This window comes from Klebsiella sp. JN_Kp126 (genome assembly GCF_033843325.1).
Classification (GTDB): Bacteria; Pseudomonadota; Gammaproteobacteria; order Enterobacterales; family Enterobacteriaceae; genus Klebsiella; species Klebsiella michiganensis.
Map to the genome: position 1 here is coordinate 29,961 of NZ_JAWXQV010000096.1, position 14,395 is coordinate 44,355.

At 51.6% G+C, this 14,395-nt stretch carries 15 protein-coding genes; 5 read left to right on the top strand and 10 right to left on the bottom strand.

The window, feature by feature from the left end; all coding sequences use genetic code 11:
* Positions 1-6 precede the first annotated feature (6 nt).
* The 9 genes from citG to SIK97_RS27265 form a co-directional block, all read right to left on the bottom strand.
* On the bottom strand, positions 7-879 hold the full coding sequence (gene citG, locus SIK97_RS27225) for a triphosphoribosyl-dephospho-CoA synthase CitG (protein WP_047724132.1): 873 nt from the start codon (positions 877-879) through the stop codon (positions 7-9).
* Entirely contained in the window at positions 854-1,402 is a 549-nt protein-coding gene (gene citX / locus SIK97_RS27230) for a citrate lyase holo-[acyl-carrier protein] synthase (protein WP_014228731.1), read from the bottom strand. The genes citG and citX overlap by 26 nt, the downstream gene beginning before the upstream one ends.
* Positions 1,399-2,919: a citrate lyase subunit alpha gene (gene citF, locus SIK97_RS27235; RefSeq protein WP_014228730.1), complete on the bottom strand. Its 1,521-nt coding sequence runs from the start codon at positions 2,917-2,919 to the stop codon at positions 1,399-1,401. The genes citX and citF overlap by 4 nt, the downstream gene beginning before the upstream one ends.
* A 33-nt stretch (positions 2,920-2,952) precedes the next feature.
* Complete coding sequence (citE, locus tag SIK97_RS27240; protein ID WP_014228729.1) at positions 2,953-3,828, bottom strand: citrate (pro-3S)-lyase subunit beta; 876 nt, start codon at positions 3,826-3,828, stop codon at positions 2,953-2,955.
* Positions 3,828-4,118, bottom strand: a complete 291-nt coding sequence (gene citD / locus SIK97_RS27245; RefSeq protein WP_032749693.1) for a citrate lyase acyl carrier protein — start codon at positions 4,116-4,118, stop codon at positions 3,828-3,830. Before citD ends, citE begins: the two co-directional genes overlap by 1 nt.
* Positions 4,119-4,142: 24 nt before the next feature.
* Positions 4,143-5,216: a [citrate (pro-3S)-lyase] ligase gene (gene citC, locus SIK97_RS27250; RefSeq protein ID WP_047724133.1), complete on the bottom strand. Its 1,074-nt coding sequence runs from the start codon at positions 5,214-5,216 to the stop codon at positions 4,143-4,145.
* Positions 5,217-5,237: 21 nt separating this feature from the next.
* Positions 5,238-6,140, bottom strand: coding sequence for a fumarylacetoacetate hydrolase family protein (locus SIK97_RS27255; RefSeq protein WP_057173555.1), 903 nt, complete (start codon positions 6,138-6,140; stop codon positions 5,238-5,240).
* 79 nt (positions 6,141-6,219) lie between these two features.
* Positions 6,220-7,458: an MFS transporter gene (locus SIK97_RS27260; RefSeq protein ID WP_014228726.1), complete on the bottom strand. Its 1,239-nt coding sequence runs from the start codon at positions 7,456-7,458 to the stop codon at positions 6,220-6,222.
* Between the two features lie 94 nt (positions 7,459-7,552).
* Positions 7,553-8,641 carry a 4-oxalomesaconate tautomerase gene (locus tag SIK97_RS27265; RefSeq protein WP_032749701.1) on the bottom strand — a complete coding sequence of 363 codons (1,089 nt, stop codon included), beginning with the start codon at positions 8,639-8,641 and terminating at the stop codon, positions 7,553-7,555.
* Between the two features lie 158 nt (positions 8,642-8,799).
* Here SIK97_RS27265 and SIK97_RS27270 point away from each other — a divergent pair, with 158 nt between their 5' ends.
* The 3 genes from SIK97_RS27270 (at position 8,800) to SIK97_RS27280 (ending at position 10,943) form a co-directional block, all read left to right on the top strand.
* Entirely contained in the window at positions 8,800-9,726 is a 927-nt protein-coding gene (locus SIK97_RS27270) for a LysR family transcriptional regulator (RefSeq protein ID WP_004131117.1), read from the top strand.
* A gap of 61 nt (positions 9,727-9,787) precedes the next feature.
* Complete coding sequence (locus tag SIK97_RS27275; RefSeq protein ID WP_224322284.1) at positions 9,788-9,931, top strand: hypothetical protein; 144 nt, start codon at positions 9,788-9,790, stop codon at positions 9,929-9,931.
* Positions 9,932-10,364: 433 nt separating this feature from the next.
* Positions 10,365-10,943: a TetR/AcrR family transcriptional regulator gene (locus tag SIK97_RS27280; RefSeq protein ID WP_004849617.1), complete on the top strand. Its 579-nt coding sequence runs from the start codon at positions 10,365-10,367 to the stop codon at positions 10,941-10,943.
* Here SIK97_RS27280 and SIK97_RS27285 read toward each other — a convergent pair.
* Positions 10,923-12,014 carry an iron-containing redox enzyme family protein gene (locus SIK97_RS27285; protein WP_014228717.1) on the bottom strand — a complete coding sequence of 364 codons (1,092 nt, stop codon included), beginning with the start codon at positions 12,012-12,014 and terminating at the stop codon, positions 10,923-10,925. The genes SIK97_RS27280 and SIK97_RS27285 overlap by 21 nt on opposite strands.
* A 213-nt stretch (positions 12,015-12,227) precedes the next feature.
* On the opposite strand from SIK97_RS27285, the gene SIK97_RS27290 reads away from it, so the two are divergent.
* Positions 12,228-13,130 carry a DMT family transporter gene (locus tag SIK97_RS27290; RefSeq protein WP_014228716.1) on the top strand — a complete coding sequence of 301 codons (903 nt, stop codon included), beginning with the start codon at positions 12,228-12,230 and terminating at the stop codon, positions 13,128-13,130.
* 44 nt (positions 13,131-13,174) lie between these two features.
* Positions 13,175-14,314 (top strand): MFS transporter, encoded by a 1,140-nt coding sequence (locus tag SIK97_RS27295; protein ID WP_032749705.1) that lies wholly within the window; start codon positions 13,175-13,177, stop codon positions 14,312-14,314.
* The last annotated feature ends 81 nt before the right edge of the window (positions 14,315-14,395 follow it).

Consider the following 14,395-nt stretch of genomic DNA (forward strand, 5'->3'; position numbering starts at 1 on the left):
CGCCCGTCAGGCCGGGTAATGGGAAAGTACCCAGCCAACGGCAAGGAGATCCGCGCTGCCGCCAGGGCTAATATTTCTGTCAATCAACGCCTTATCCATGTGTCTCAGCGCTTTTCTGAGCTTTTCACCCGCCAGGTGTTCTATCTTCAGAACGCGTTGCGCATAGCGCTGCACATACTGCAGGCCGCTCAGCCCGCCCCGGGACACCACATTGGTATCGGGGTTGAAGGCCATCAGGGCCAGCAGCATCCTGAGCAGCGCATCCTGCTCAGATAACCCCTCCCGCCGCGCTTTCTGCCACTGCGGCAGCCCGAACTGCCTGACGGTATAAAAGCCGTTCTCAGCCTCACCCCGCGCGCCGCTAAGCCCAAAGCGCTGAAAAATATGCTCGCCTTTGGTTTTGGCGAGGCCCTTTCTTTTCAGTTCCTGGCTAACCAGGCCCGCGCACATCGCGCGGGTTTCCTCGCACAGATTGCGCTGGCTAAGCATCTGGTTGCGCTTAACAAGGCGCCCAGCGGCGGCGCAAAGCAGGCCGAGGGAAAAAATGCCGCCTTTGTGGGTGTTTACTCCCCCCGTGGCGTTAAACATCGCCTGTTCGCAGGCCAGTCCTGTGGGCCTTATCGCCAATAGCGTCTGCGGGGCAGGCAAATCCGCAGTCGCCTTTCCCTGCGCAAAAAAGCGCGGAAACCAGGGCGAGACGGCGCGAATACTGGCCATAAACAGGGCAATGTTCATATCACGATGCGCGCCATTGTTCTCGCCATCAACCAGCCCGGGCTTTGGCGTTAATCTCACTTCCCGATACATCGCCTCGGCAGCCAACCAGGCGATGCTTTCCCGTTGCTTAGCCCGTTCAGCGTTGACCGCGAAAATAGTCATAGGCTAAATCCTCAATCACTTGCGCAAGTTCATTCTGAGAATGGCGGCGCATACGGGAACAGACGTGGGCAGCCTCATTGCAAATGAAGCATTTGCGCATCGGCTGTCGGATCGCGCTGCGCTTAATTAATCCGGATGTGGGACAAAAGACATCGATATCCCACAGACGCCCGAGAGGATGATGATCTTCAAGATGCGCCGTCACGTGCTTGATCATCCAGGCTGGCGCCGCTACGGACCAGAACGCTTCGGGCCCGGTGGGCTGAAAACGAACGTCGTGTCTGGAAACGCCCCAGCGATGTTTCCGCAGCAGCTGGCTGAACGCGTCCGTCGCCTCCGCCATAACCTGCCGGGCAAGCGGCGTATCTTTTACCTCTCCGGGCCAGACGAGCGTGGTGGATACCATTGGTTGTTCGAAGCGGCGCAGCCACGCCTGTTGTACACTCGCGCGCGCTTCTCTGGCTTTGAGGACTTCCTCAAGGGTGAGAGGGGCGCAGGAAGCGTTTGTTGTTTCGCCGATCATTCTTTCACCTGCCTTACCACATCAATGACGCTGCCATCGCGATAACGCACGACGCCGACAATGCGCGAGGTAAACTCAATAGGTTTCGGCTCGCCAGAAATTACCAGCGATGTCTGATAAAGCGCTTCGATGTCAACGACCGGCAAACCGGCCGCCGTCAGCCTCTCTTTGACTTCCGGACGGGCAGGATTCACGGCAATGCCGTGGTCGGTGACGAGCACGTCAATGCTCTCTCCCGGCGTTACGCGGGTCGTGACGTGCCTGACGACGGTGGGAATGCGGCTGCGGATCAGGGGCGCGACCACGATAGTTAAATTTGCCGCCGCCGCGACATCGCAATGTCCGCCCGATGCCCCGCGCATCACGCCGTCGGAGCCGGTCAGAACGTTGACGTTAAAATCCGTATCAATTTCCAGGGCGCTTAAGATGACGATATCCACGCGGTCGCAGCAGGCGGCTTTCGCCGCCGGGTTGGCGTAAACGCTGGTCGAGATTTCAACGTGGTGCGGATTTTTCGCCAGCGACTCCCCCGCAGCGCCATCAAAACTTTGTGTATCCAGCAGCTTAGTAATCAGCCCCTTTTCATGCAGATCGACAATACTGCCGGTAATGCCGCCTAAGGCAAAGCTGGCGACGATATTGTGTTTCCTCATGCGGGATTCCAGGAATCGCGTACAGGCGGTGGACGCCGCGCCCGATCCCGTTTGCAGAGAAAAGCCATCGCGAAAATAACCGGAATGCTCAATGACGTCCGCAGCAGACCGCGCGATCATCAGCTCTCGCGGATTGCTGGTCACGCGCGCGGCGCCAACGCTGATTTTCGCCGGGTCGCCTACGCTGTCGATTTTGACAATATAATCAACCTGATCCTGAATAATGCTGGCCGGCATATACGGAAACGGCTCAATGCTTTCCGTCAGCAAAACCACCTTGCGGGCATATTTTGCATCGACCATCGCGTAGCCAAGCGAGCCGCATCGGGATTTGCCGCCGCTGCCGCTGGCATTGCCATATTCGTCGCAGCAGGAGACCGCCAGGAACGCGACATCAATATTAATTTCACCCTTTTCAATCAGATTGACCCTGCCGCCGTGCGAGTGGATCTGTACCGGCTCCTCCATCAGGCCGTGTGAAATCGCATCCGCTAATTCACCGCGCATCCCGGAGGTATAGATTTTGCTAATAACGCCGTGTTTAATATGCTCGATCAGCGGCGCGTTGCAGGTCATCAGGGAACTTGACGCCAGCGTCAGCCCTCGCAGGCCTTTTTCCGCCAGCCTGGCCATAACGTAGTTAATCACTTGATCACCCTCGCGGAAGGCGTGATGAAATGAAACGGTCATCCCATCGCGTAAATCGCAGCGCGATAAAACTTCATCCAGCGTGTCAAAAAGTTTGCGCTGATATTTTTGCCGGGTATCCGCAAGATAGGGCGTATGGGTATTTGCGCCGGAAAATACCTCATACTGGTGCTGGGCGCCGGATATATTATGAAGGGCTTCGGTTAATTGATTCATAGTTAAATCCTGTTGCTGGTGACTGAATGGAGATTATTGCCGGATGCCGGAGGCATTTTTACGTTCAATAACCACCCGGGCATGGTTGATGATCGGCGCGTCAATCATTTTGCCGTTCAGTGAAATCACCCCAAGTCCGCTACGCTCCCCTTCTTCGGCCGCGGCAATAACACGCTCCGCGTAATCAACTTCTTCCTGAGTGGGGGCATAGGCATTATGTAAGATCTCTATCTGCCGCGGATTAATAAGCGACTTACCGTTAAAGCCCATACGTTTAATCAAATCCACTTCTTTCAAAAAGCCGGCCTCGTCATTAATATCGGCATAGACCACGTCAAACGCATCAATACCTGCCCCGCGGGCCGCATGTAATACCGCGCAGCGCGCGTAAAACAGCTCGGTACCGTCGCCGCGTTCCGTTTGCATATCCATGACGTAATCAAACGCCGCCAGCGCAATCCCCATCAGGCGTTGAGAGGACCTGGCGATAGCGACGGCATTAATGACCCCCACCGCCGATTCAATCGCCGCCATCAGCTGCGTAGAGCCCACCGGGCGGCCGCAGCTCTCTTCAATACGCACAATTTCACGCTCAAGCTGGTAAATATCTTCCGGCGTATCGGTTTTGGGTAAACGGATAACATCGACGCCGGCGCGCACCGCCGCTTCCAGGTCTTTTAAGCCAAATGGCGTATTCAGCGGATTAATCCTGACAACGGTTTCAATATCTTTATACATAGGATGCTGTAGCGCATGGAACACCAGCAGCCGCGCGCTGTCTTTCTCTTTCAACGAGACCGCATCTTCCAGGTCAAACATGATTGAATCGGGTTTATAAATAAAGGCGGTTGAAAGCATAGCGGCGCTTGAACCCGGTAAAAAAAGCATGCTACGGCGTAATTTTTTCATCATAATTTTTCCCACACAATTTCGCTGCTGGCCGTTCCCCGTAAAATCGCCGCCTGCATTCTGGCGCGGATAACGCAGTCCAGCGCGCCCTTATCCTCAACAATAATTTGCCCCTGCGTAACGTTTAATGCGGAAAGTGTTTCATTGACCACTGCCGTAATCTGCTCACCAAATTGTTTGTACACTTCGCTGTTGATAGTAATATCGAGCCCATCATCGTAGGGGCTGACTTTGACAACCAGGTCGCTGGATTCCAGTGTCCCGGCGATTGCCGCATGTAATATTTTCATATAAATATCCTGAACAATGATTTATTAAGCATCAACCATATCTAAATCGGGCTGCTTAGATTGATTCGCTGATAACCATTTATATAAATAAGGCATCGTAGTCGCAGGCACCATATTTTTAACGGTGTGCATATCTTCGTGACTTAACAATTTCCTGACCGCAGAGGCGGAGATGGGAAGATTATTCATATCGGTCATCCGCTGAATCTCATTCACCTTGATACTGGCGGCAGGTATTGTCATCTCATCCTCCAGCCAGTGATGCATTGCGTCATTATATTGCGCGGTCACCTTACAGAAGGGTTCAGTACCAACAAAACGCTGATTAATATTTAAAGCCGGTGCAATGTAACGGCGGAACATAAGCAAATCGATTGCGGCATACACCTCGTTAATAATTTGTTTTTCTTTGAGAAAGTAACCGGGGAATGTTCCTCGAGAAATAATATATTTTGAGCCAGGATGGACCGTAATATTAGGCAGATGCCGTGACCCCTCCTGAACCATGGCAAACCGTTGCCGAAAGGAAAACGTGGACAGATCTTCCTCAACGACAAAGACATGCAGCCAGTCGCACGCTTTTGCAGCCTGCTCAATCAGATACTGGTGCCCTAACGTAAAGGGATTTGCATTCATCACAATCCCGCCGATATTTCCGGCCGTCACCAAATGCTGGCCCCGCAGTTGGCGGCAGTAGCGATGGATGCCAACCGGCGAATTCTCCATCAGCGTCGCCCTGTTATCGAGGGTGACCAAAGGATAAAATCCGCATCCCTGGAACGACCGCACATTATCCGGACACGTCAGGAGAAAAAGCTGATGTTCGCCGTTCTGAACAGCCTGCAGCTCCGCTTCATGAATGATTTTCAGGCCTAGCGCCGTCCCGCGCCACTCTCTGGCAACCGCAATGCATTTTAACGTATTCCCCGCAAGCCCGGCGCAGGCAACCAGCTGCCGCTGGCAGCGCGCGACAACAAATTGCTCAATGTCGCCGTCGATGCCTAATCCATTGTTCTTCAGAAAGAGAATAATTTCGTCTCTGAAGGTACCGTTGCTAGTTTCCACTTTCTCGAATTCTAGCGTTTGGTCGGTGTACATCTTGTTTCTCCTGCCCATACCTTAATGAGCGTCAAATAATCTTGTCTGAGCCCGCGGAGACGACGACATCTGCAATTCGTGCTGCGGTTTTGATTCGACAATCGTATTCATGAGATGCCCAATATTTTCAATTACCACCTCGACCCGATCGCCTTCGTGCATAAAGAGTGGGGGCGTTCTTTTTTTACCGACGCCGCCTGGAGAGCCGGTAATAATGACATCGCCGGCGCTGAGCGCCGTAAAAGTACTGATATAGCTAATCAGATCGGCAACTTTATGGATCATACTGCTCGTCGAATCATTCTGAACCATAATGCCGTTCAAATAGGTTTGAATAGACAAGCGGTGGGGATCGGGTATTTCATCAACGGTTGTCAGGCAGGGACCAAACGCGCCGGTCTGCCGCCAGTTTTTCCCGGCGGTAAACCAGGCATGCTGCCAGTCGCGCACCGATCCATCCATATAGCAGCTATAGCCTGCAACATGGCTCAGGGCAGCGTCAGTATCGATATTCATACCCGGTTTGCCAATAATAACGGCCAGCTCACCTTCATAATCAAATTCATTGGATAGAGCGGGTTTTAATATCGGTGTTGCATGACCGGTTTGCGAGTCAGGAAAACGAATAAAGAGGGTCGGCGCATCGCTGGTTTCAGAAAACTCTTTTCTTTTTTCCGCATAGTTCATACCGACGCAGAAAATTTTTCCTGGATTTTCAATGACCGGTAAAAAAGTAATATCAGCCATCATGACATTGACCGGATAATTAACATATTGGCCGGCGATCTCAATAGCGCTCCACTGCAGTAAGTCCTTCAGCGTACGATATTGATGACCAATCTTGCTACCCAGGTCAATAATGCCTGTATCCGTCAATATTCCATAACTCTTACGACCATGATGAACATAGCTTGCTAATTTCATGATGACACCTTACTAACATTGAATTTCTTTACTCACGCCACTGGAGATGACGTGAGTCATTCACTTCGCCACGAAGGGTTTAAGACTCAACCGGAACCATGACTTTTGTTTCGCTGGAAGACAAATACGTTGCAACCACCGCCCCCACGGCCAGTAGCGCAATAATGAACCCCGTCATCCCCTGCCAGCCCATAGAGTGGAAAACAAAGCCGTTCACGAAACCAATCACTGAGCCGCCCATGTAGTAGAAGAACAGATACAGCGCGACGGCCTGGCCACGTGCATGCGTTGCATTTTTACTTACCCAGCTTAAGCCAATGGAATGACAACCAAAGAAACAACCGGTAAAAATGACCGCGCCGATAATAAAGGTGACGACGTTAGACGTTAAAGTCAGCAGCATTCCCAGCGCCATCATCACAAACAGCGCGCGCAGGACTCTCATACTGCCGTATTTTGCGGAAAGTCGTCCCGCCTGAGGGGCGGTGAAAAAGCTTAAGGCAAAGCTAAAGGAGAGCAGGCCCGCATTCGCCGGAGAAATATGAAAGGGTTCGCCTTTCAGGAAGAAAGCCAGGTAGTTATAGAGAGAGGTGAATACCCCAAAGATGATGAAGCTAATCACAAAGGCTAACGCCAGCTTTTTATTTTTAAAGTGAGATGCCGCGCCTTTCACCACGCGAAGAACGTTGAGGTTTTGCGTTGGCTTAAAGTTCTGAGATGCCGGGAGTAAAAAGTAAACCAGCAAAGCCACCAAAATCAGGCTGATCGCAAAACCATAGAAAATGGTATTTATTGAGATATGGTCGATCAGCTGGCTGGCCACAATACGCCCGGACATCCCTCCCATCGAGTTACCAAAGACGAAGTATCCGGTGACCACCCCCGCCACCACCGGCGCGACCTCCTCGCTGATATAGGCGGTTGCGGCAGCAGCGATACCGCTGAGCGCCAGGCCAATAACCGCACGCAGGGCCACCAGCATCGCCCATGATTCGACCAGAGGACAGAGCATCGTCAGCAGTCCGCCAAGTAGCAGCGAAACGATAATTAATTTTTTTCTGCCGTAATGATCGGACAGCGTTCCGGTGAATAATAATCCGATAGCCAGAAGCGCCGTTTCTGCGGAGAGAATGATACTCACCTGACTCACCGGCACATCATATTCGACGGCGAGAACGGGTAACAGAGGTTGAATAAAAAAGAGTGAGGCTAATTCTGCAAGGCCGGATAGCGCCAGGGCCAGGATGATCCGAATATAATTACTGACCTTGACGGGAGCAGAATTAAGCTGATTATCTTTCGTATGGGTTATAGCCATAAAATCCTCGACATTATTTTTTTAGGTACAGAGTTATGTAGCAACTACACGCGAGAGGACATCAGTATTGCACCGCATTAATGATATAAAAGATTTATAATTCCTCCGCTAAAACATATTCCGGGACGCAAACCGTGCCTTCAAATAATTTACGGGAGGTTCTAATCACTGCGGCACGCGTTTTCTCAATATCATCTCCCTCTTTGAGTAAAGATACGGAAATTTTTCCGCTCGGATGTTCAATATTAATAATATTGGTATACGGCGTCCTCGGCTGGTCGGCCACAATGTGATGGGCCACCGATCCTTCAATTATCGTGGCCGTGGATATGCCGATAGAGCCCGTAATAGCCAGTGATTTATGGCAGGTATGAGGCATAAAATAACGAACTCTGATGGTCCCGCCTGCGCCGGGCGCGCTCAGCAGAACCGGTTTAGGGATCACTTTATCGGCGACATCGCCCAGCCCCATTTTCGCACCTGCCTTGCGCCGGATCGTTTCCAGCTTATTCATAAACGCGCGATCGGCATCGAGGTCGGCCGGTGATTCGTCTCCCGTTTTGCCCATCCGCTCTGCCCTAATCAGCACCATCGGCATCGCCATATCAATGCAGGTGACTTCCACATTATCAATCACATCAACGACGTTACCGGTTGGCAGCAGCTTTCCCGTCTTACATCCGGCGGAGTTAAGGAAAGTCAGGCCAATCGGCGCAGCGCAGCCGGGAACGCCATCAATGTGCGTATCGCCTTCATAGTTGACATAAAAATTCGGCGTTTGTACTTCCGCATCAACCAGCGTACCGGTATTCAGGTTGCGGATTCGCACTGTCGTCACCGGACTTTGCGCCTTAACCAGGCCTTTTTCAATCGCGAAGGGCCCTACGGCACAGAGCATATTACCGCAGTTAGGCGTGGTATCGACGCGGCGCTCGTTGACCATCACCTGAACAAATAAATAGTCGACGTCAGCATCCGGACTGTCCGAGGGGCTAACAATCGCGACTTTACTGGTTTGGGGGCTGCCGCCGCCAATACCATCAATTTCAAGTTCGTGACCCGCGCCCATTAAGCCCAGCAGCACAGCATCGCGTTCTTCAATTTTTGTCGGTAAATCACTGGCCAGAAGCACCGGGCCTTTCGAAGTACCGCCACGCATCAGTACACAAGGAATCTTTAACATTATGTTTCTCGTTTCACGCATTGATAAGAGCAATGTCAGGATTCCACAGACGAATACATAATTCTAATGCCAATAAAACCATCGATTAATACGTTTTGCGTATAAATAGCGGTTAGGTTAGTGTGTTTGCATCGCGATAAAGTCTGGAGTGAAATCTCATGCTGCACGATCTTCAAGGTATACAAGCGTTTGTTAAAATTGCAGAAATTGGATGCTTCACAAGAGCATCACATTTTCTTCACACATCCCAACCGGCGTTAACCCGCCGGATTAAAAAACTTGAAGAGCAGCTGGGAGCTACGCTATTTGAACGGACAACCAGAAACATTAAACTCACGGCTGTAGGCAGAGAGTTTTTACCTAAGGCAAAGAATTTAATAGATTTTTATGAAAGCTCGATCCTGAGTATTAAAGAAATGGCCACCCATCAAAGCGGCGTTGTCACCCTGTCCTGTCTCCCCACCGCGGCGTTCTATTTCCTCCCTTCGGTCATCAGGGACTATAACAATCACTACCCCAATATCCGTATCCGTATCCTCGAGCATAGCGCCAGCGATTGTCTTGAAGCCGTCTTAAACGGTGACGCAGATTTCGGCATAAACATGATAAACATCACACATCCCAATATCGATTTCTCGCCGCTGGTCAATGAACCTTTCGTATTAGCCTGCCGACGGGACCACGAACTGGCGCAGAAATCGCTGATCTTGTGGGAAGACCTGGCCAACTTCAGGCTTATTGGCGTTAGACGTTCAAGCGGTAACCGCTCGCTGATCGATCAAGCGCTGGAGAATATGGACTGGAAGCCCAACTGGTTCTATGAAGTCAGGCATCTGTCGACGTCGCTGGGTATGGTAGAGGCAGGGCTTGGCGTGGCGGTGGTTCCCAGTCTGGCCATGCCGACCGATGAGCATCACATTCTTGTCAGCCGTCCGCTCGTTGAGCCGGTTATTCGCCGCACGCTCGGTCTCGTGCTGCGCAGAGAAACGGCGCTGAGCCCTGCGGCGGAAAAGTTCAGGGAGATGCTATTACAACTCTGGTCACAGGATACAAGCAGCCCGTGGATAGGGAAATTTACCCGGTAGAGCCGCTTCTTCTGCGTTAAGCTTATCGTGGACGACGCTTCTGTCGCCGGAACGCGCCCTGATGAGCAGGCTCGACGGCAGGCGCTTCGACCTCAACGAAAATCCGGTGACCCGACGTATCAGCGGCTGGTATCAGGACTATTTACAGCAGGCGGAGTCGCCGCCCGCCGACCATCGACGGACGAAAAAAAACCCGCAGAGATAGCGCGGGTTGATTCAAATGCAAATCCATTGACTGCAAATAACATCACAATAACCAGGCGTTATTTTATGATGTGCATCACAAAAACATCACCCCCTGTTCGGGGGGGATGCTGACTTCTCCCGGGCCTCTCTTTATCCTCCCCGCGCGCAGCGTGGAGGGCTAAGGGCATAACGTGGCGGCCCAGCGCAGCTCTGATTCGCGCAGCGCAAAGATCGCCTGAGGGATTTTTGCTTTTTTTGCAGCCGGATGTAAGAATCGACAACAATTTTTATGGGTCAACGCGTTCACTGATGCCGCTCACCGCAGGGGCTGGGATATCGGCCATCGGGATGACATTGCGCATACGTCGTTGCAGCGTGCCGCCCGCCATATCAAATGAATGACTGCTCGCTACCAGAAACCCTCTGTATTACTTCATTCCACGGGAAACAGTATGAAGCCAAAACAAGCGGAAATTATCCGCCAGTCAATGTCTCTGTTTAACAAAGAGGGGTATCAGTCGCCGAGTATTGACCGGATATCGGAGAATGCAGGCATCTCCAAAATGACCTTCTACCGCTACTATGCGGATAAAGAGGCGCTCATTCTTGATATTTTACAGCAGAAAGAGAGTGAGTTTATGCAGGCGCTGCAGGAGATTACCGCCGATAAACCTTCGGGCCGCGAGAAGCTGTTTGCCGTCTTCGAATATTACAATAACTGGTTCACCTGTGAGGATTTCCACGGCTGCATGTTCACCCGCGCCCTGTTTGAATATGGAACCTCGTCTTCCGCTATCCGGGCGACATGCTCACGGTTTAAATCGCGCCTCTACCAGTTTTTCCGCGACATTCTTACCCTGCTGTTAAAACCGGAACCTGCGGAACGGGTGGCGATGATGATGCTCATGCTGATTGACGGCGCCATTGCCGCTCAGCAGGCGGAGTCCTCGGAATGCCGGGAGATCCCTCCCGGAATAACGGCCTGGAGCGCGGCAAAAGCGCTTATTTATTCAGAGGGCGGCACCCTCTGACTCGCGTTCAACAACGGTACGTAACGCCTCCAGCAGACAATCGTAGTAATCGCAGCAGGTCTGAAGACGCAGCGCTGCGCCAACGTAGACCTCCTCCAGCGCAGCCGGGTTTTTATTGCCGATCGGAACGATAACGTTATTCAGCCACCCATCGGCGTGACCGATATCAACCTCGATATGTTCCGCGTAATAATGCACGTCGCGATCCGTAAGGCCAATGCGACGGCACCCGGTCACGAGCTTCTGGTACTGCGGCGGGTCCAGCAGTTCCGTCATCGCCATCACGCCGAGCGATTTGTAGTAATGCTGACGGTTAACGCCGCCCAGCATGAACGCGTTATACCCGGCGAGCCCCTGCCAGTCATACAGATGGGCGAAATGGTTTTCAGGTAGCGCAATATCTCTGCGCTTCAGCAAATCCTTATACAAATTAACGTGCGTAAACTCCTGGCTGCCCTGGCCTATTTCATCCCAAAGGTTCTGGGCAATTTCTGCACGCGTTTCTGGCAGAGAGCCGACCAGCCCCATCGCGACCAGATCGAAAAACAGCAAATTGAGCGCGCTATCGCTTTTGAAGAAATAGTCTATTTGCGTAGCAGAGGCGGAAGAGGAGAGGAAATCAAAGAGGGGATGGTGCGAAGCCGGATGTTTCTGACATAAATGACGGAGTTCCTCAACGATATTCCCGGCGTCAAGCGCGGGTATCGGGAAACTGAAACGTTTTTTTTCCACCCGGAGCCATTCTGATTCGATGTAGCTTCTGATCCCGCAGAGTAATGGATGAAACTGGTTTTTTGCCGCCGCCGATAGCGGCTCCGCCAGCCACGCCTGGTAGAGTTTAAACAGCGCGCTGTGGGCACGTTTTTTCGCTTGCGGATCGTTGGCGGTAAAAGCCTTAGTACAGGTATTTTCGGTCAGGTACCAGGCTCTGTCCGCCAGTAGCGGATTGGCCGTCAGTTTCAGTGAAAGCGCGTTGCTGTGAAGAAGCTGGTCAATCATGTCATCCAGAGAGAGCCTGGCCATTGCGGAATGTTGTTCGTTCCCGGTGAAACCATTTTCTGTCTTACGCATTGATTTATCCCTGTATAATGCATGGTATGTATACGTTATCGTACAGACAAATATGCTGCAATCAGATTTTTTGCACACAGGTAACTAATTTTTAAACGCATGATTTAAAATAAAAAAATAATAAAATCCCCCAATAACCATAAAATTTAATTGATATATTAAAAAAAATAAAGTTACCATTTAGTACAGTTCTAAGCGATGCAAGGAATGAGCATGCCTTACCTGTTACTCACGCTGGCGGCCCTGTTTTGGGGAGGGAATTATGTCGTAGGGCATATTCTCGTTCAGGGCGCGGATCCGATTCTCATGACCGAAGCGAGATGGGCGTTGACCGCACTACTGCTGGTATTGCTGTATCAGCGGCAAATCCGCGACAGTCGGCCGTTGTTCCGCCAGAATGGCGCAACGCTGCTGGTTCTAACGCTGTGTGGACAGGTGAGCTTTCCCTTAACCCTCTATATTGGTCTGCAGTCGACGTCTGCGCTGAACGCAGCGATTTACATGTCTGCGACCCCCTGTATGGTGCTGATGATTAATCGCCTGATTTTCCATGACCGGGTATCGGCGCGGAACTGGTGGGGCGTGATCTTTAGTACCGCAGGGGTGCTGCTGCTCCTGCTGCATGGCAACCTGAGCAACGCAGAGGGGCTAAAAGGGTTTAGCCAGGGCGATCTGTGGGCAATGGGCTCGGCGCTAAGCTGGGCAGTATACTGCTCGCTGTTGCGTAACAAAGATCGTCGTATCCCCGCCAATGCTTTCGTCGCCGTCAGTTCGCTTCTTGGCGCCCTTATTCTGCTTCCGGTGGTGATTTTCTGGCTGTGGCTGCACCCCGCCACCTCATTCGCCGCCTACCACGATATCGCGTTCCTTACTGGACTGGCGTATCTGGTGATTTTCCCCTCGTGGCTGGCCTACCTGTTCTGGAATAAAGGCATCGCGGCTATTGGCGCGACTCGCGGTGAGATTTATACCCATATTATTCCGCTTTCCGGCGGCATATTAAGCATTGTGTTTTTACATACCCAGCCGCATCTCTATCATTTACTGAGCTCGCTGTTAATTTTGACCGGAATCGCGATTTGCTCATTCGCTAAAAAAGCAGCGGCGTATTCATAAATAATAATCTAACGTTTTAACCCATATTCACCGAAGAGTTTAATATGCTCAGGATATACTTATACCTTATTCTCGCCGCATCGGTTTCCGCGCTGGCGACAGATATGATCGTGCCCGCGCTGCCCCTATTACAAAAAGCGTTTAATACCGATTATTCGGCTATTCAGTTAACCATTAGTGGTTTTCTGGTGATATACGCGGCGAGCCAGTTATTATCAGGATTTCTTGGCGAAAAGTTGGGTAAATTACGCGTACTGACGGCCAGCTTTTTGCTTTTCCTCGCGGGCAGCCTCCTCTGTTTTATGTCCGATAGTTTAATGATGCTGTTGGCTGGCAGGGCGTTACAGGCCCTGGGCGCCGGCGCCGGGCCGGTCCTGTCTAAAGCTATCGCTAAAGAGACGTTCTCCCCGCTAACGCTCAAGCGCGCGCTTTCCGATATTTCTTCCGCCAGCGCGGTGGTTCCTCTTATTGCGCCGCTGGCCGGCGCCGCGCTCCTCGGCTATCTCAGCTGGAATTGGATATTCCTGGTTATGGCCCTGTTTAGCGTCGTCACCCTTGTGCTCTCTCCGCGTCGCCTTGAGCAGCATGATGCGGCCGCGGCGCCCTCCTCTTCCGGGTTTATCACCCCGGCATTTATTCAGGGAACGCTGCTGGTTTCGCTGATTCTGAGTTCGCTGTTTTGCTATATCTCGCTGTCGCCGGCCATTTTTATGCAGCAGCTGGGGCTAAGCACCATGCACTACTCGTTGCTCTTTTCTGCTTCCGTATTATTTTTTATTATTGGCAATCAGATCGCAAAATTCGAGCGAATAATTAACCCGTGGACTTTATTTATCCTGAATGCGCTGGCGGTTACCCCATTTATTATCGGCAGCCACTCACTACTATTATGTATCGCCGGATCGATGGTTTTTAACCTCACCCTTGGCGCCTATTACCCGAGCGCGAATTTTATCGCGCTGCAAATCAAAGGCAGCAAAACAGGTATTGCGGCGTCCGTCACCGGATTTATTCAAACGGTGAGCGCCGGCGCCATCAGCTATTTCGCCGTAAAACTAACGGATACCGGTATGGGGTTTGACAGAACCCTCGGTGCAAGCACGTTAACACTGGCAATTCTGTCTCTTCTGGTAGTCACGACAATGAAGGTAACGCAATGGAAAACTGGCAAAAAAGGAAAATAGACAGGTCGCTAAAATATCAGACCCGGGTATTCTCTGAACATATTAATGAACTGGTCGCGGTAAAAAGGGACGGCAAGGTCA

Bases quoted from the DNA above. Each gene is read 5' to 3' on its own strand.
- SIK97_RS27270 (WP_004131117.1), top strand. From the start codon at position 8,800: ATGCTGCACGATCTTCAAGGTATACAAGCGTTTGTTAAAATTGCAGAA.
- SIK97_RS27275 (WP_224322284.1), top strand. From the start codon at position 9,788: ATGAGCAGGCTCGACGGCAGGCGCTTCGACCTCAACGAAAATCCGGTG.
- citF (WP_014228730.1), bottom strand. From the start codon at position 2,919: ATGAATCAATTAACCGAAGCCCTTCATAATATATCCGGCGCCCAGCAC.
- citG (WP_047724132.1), bottom strand. From the start codon at position 879: ATGACTATTTTCGCGGTCAACGCTGAACGGGCTAAGCAACGGGAAAGC.
- SIK97_RS27295 (WP_032749705.1), top strand. From the start codon at position 13,175: ATGCTCAGGATATACTTATACCTTATTCTCGCCGCATCGGTTTCCGCG.
- citD (WP_032749693.1), bottom strand. From the start codon at position 4,118: ATGAAAATATTACATGCGGCAATCGCCGGGACACTGGAATCCAGCGAC.
- SIK97_RS27290 (WP_014228716.1), top strand. From the start codon at position 12,228: ATGCCTTACCTGTTACTCACGCTGGCGGCCCTGTTTTGGGGAGGGAAT.
- SIK97_RS27280 (WP_004849617.1), top strand. From the start codon at position 10,365: ATGAAGCCAAAACAAGCGGAAATTATCCGCCAGTCAATGTCTCTGTTT.
- SIK97_RS27260 (WP_014228726.1), bottom strand. From the start codon at position 7,458: ATGGCTATAACCCATACGAAAGATAATCAGCTTAATTCTGCTCCCGTC.
- SIK97_RS27285 (WP_014228717.1), bottom strand. From the start codon at position 12,014: ATGCGTAAGACAGAAAATGGTTTCACCGGGAACGAACAACATTCCGCA.
- SIK97_RS27265 (WP_032749701.1), bottom strand. From the start codon at position 8,641: ATGTTAAAGATTCCTTGTGTACTGATGCGTGGCGGTACTTCGAAAGGC.
- citC (WP_047724133.1), bottom strand. From the start codon at position 5,216: ATGTACACCGACCAAACGCTAGAATTCGAGAAAGTGGAAACTAGCAAC.
- citE (WP_014228729.1), bottom strand. From the start codon at position 3,828: ATGAAAAAATTACGCCGTAGCATGCTTTTTTTACCGGGTTCAAGCGCC.
- SIK97_RS27255 (WP_057173555.1), bottom strand. From the start codon at position 6,140: ATGAAATTAGCAAGCTATGTTCATCATGGTCGTAAGAGTTATGGAATA.
- citX (WP_014228731.1), bottom strand. From the start codon at position 1,402: ATGATCGGCGAAACAACAAACGCTTCCTGCGCCCCTCTCACCCTTGAG.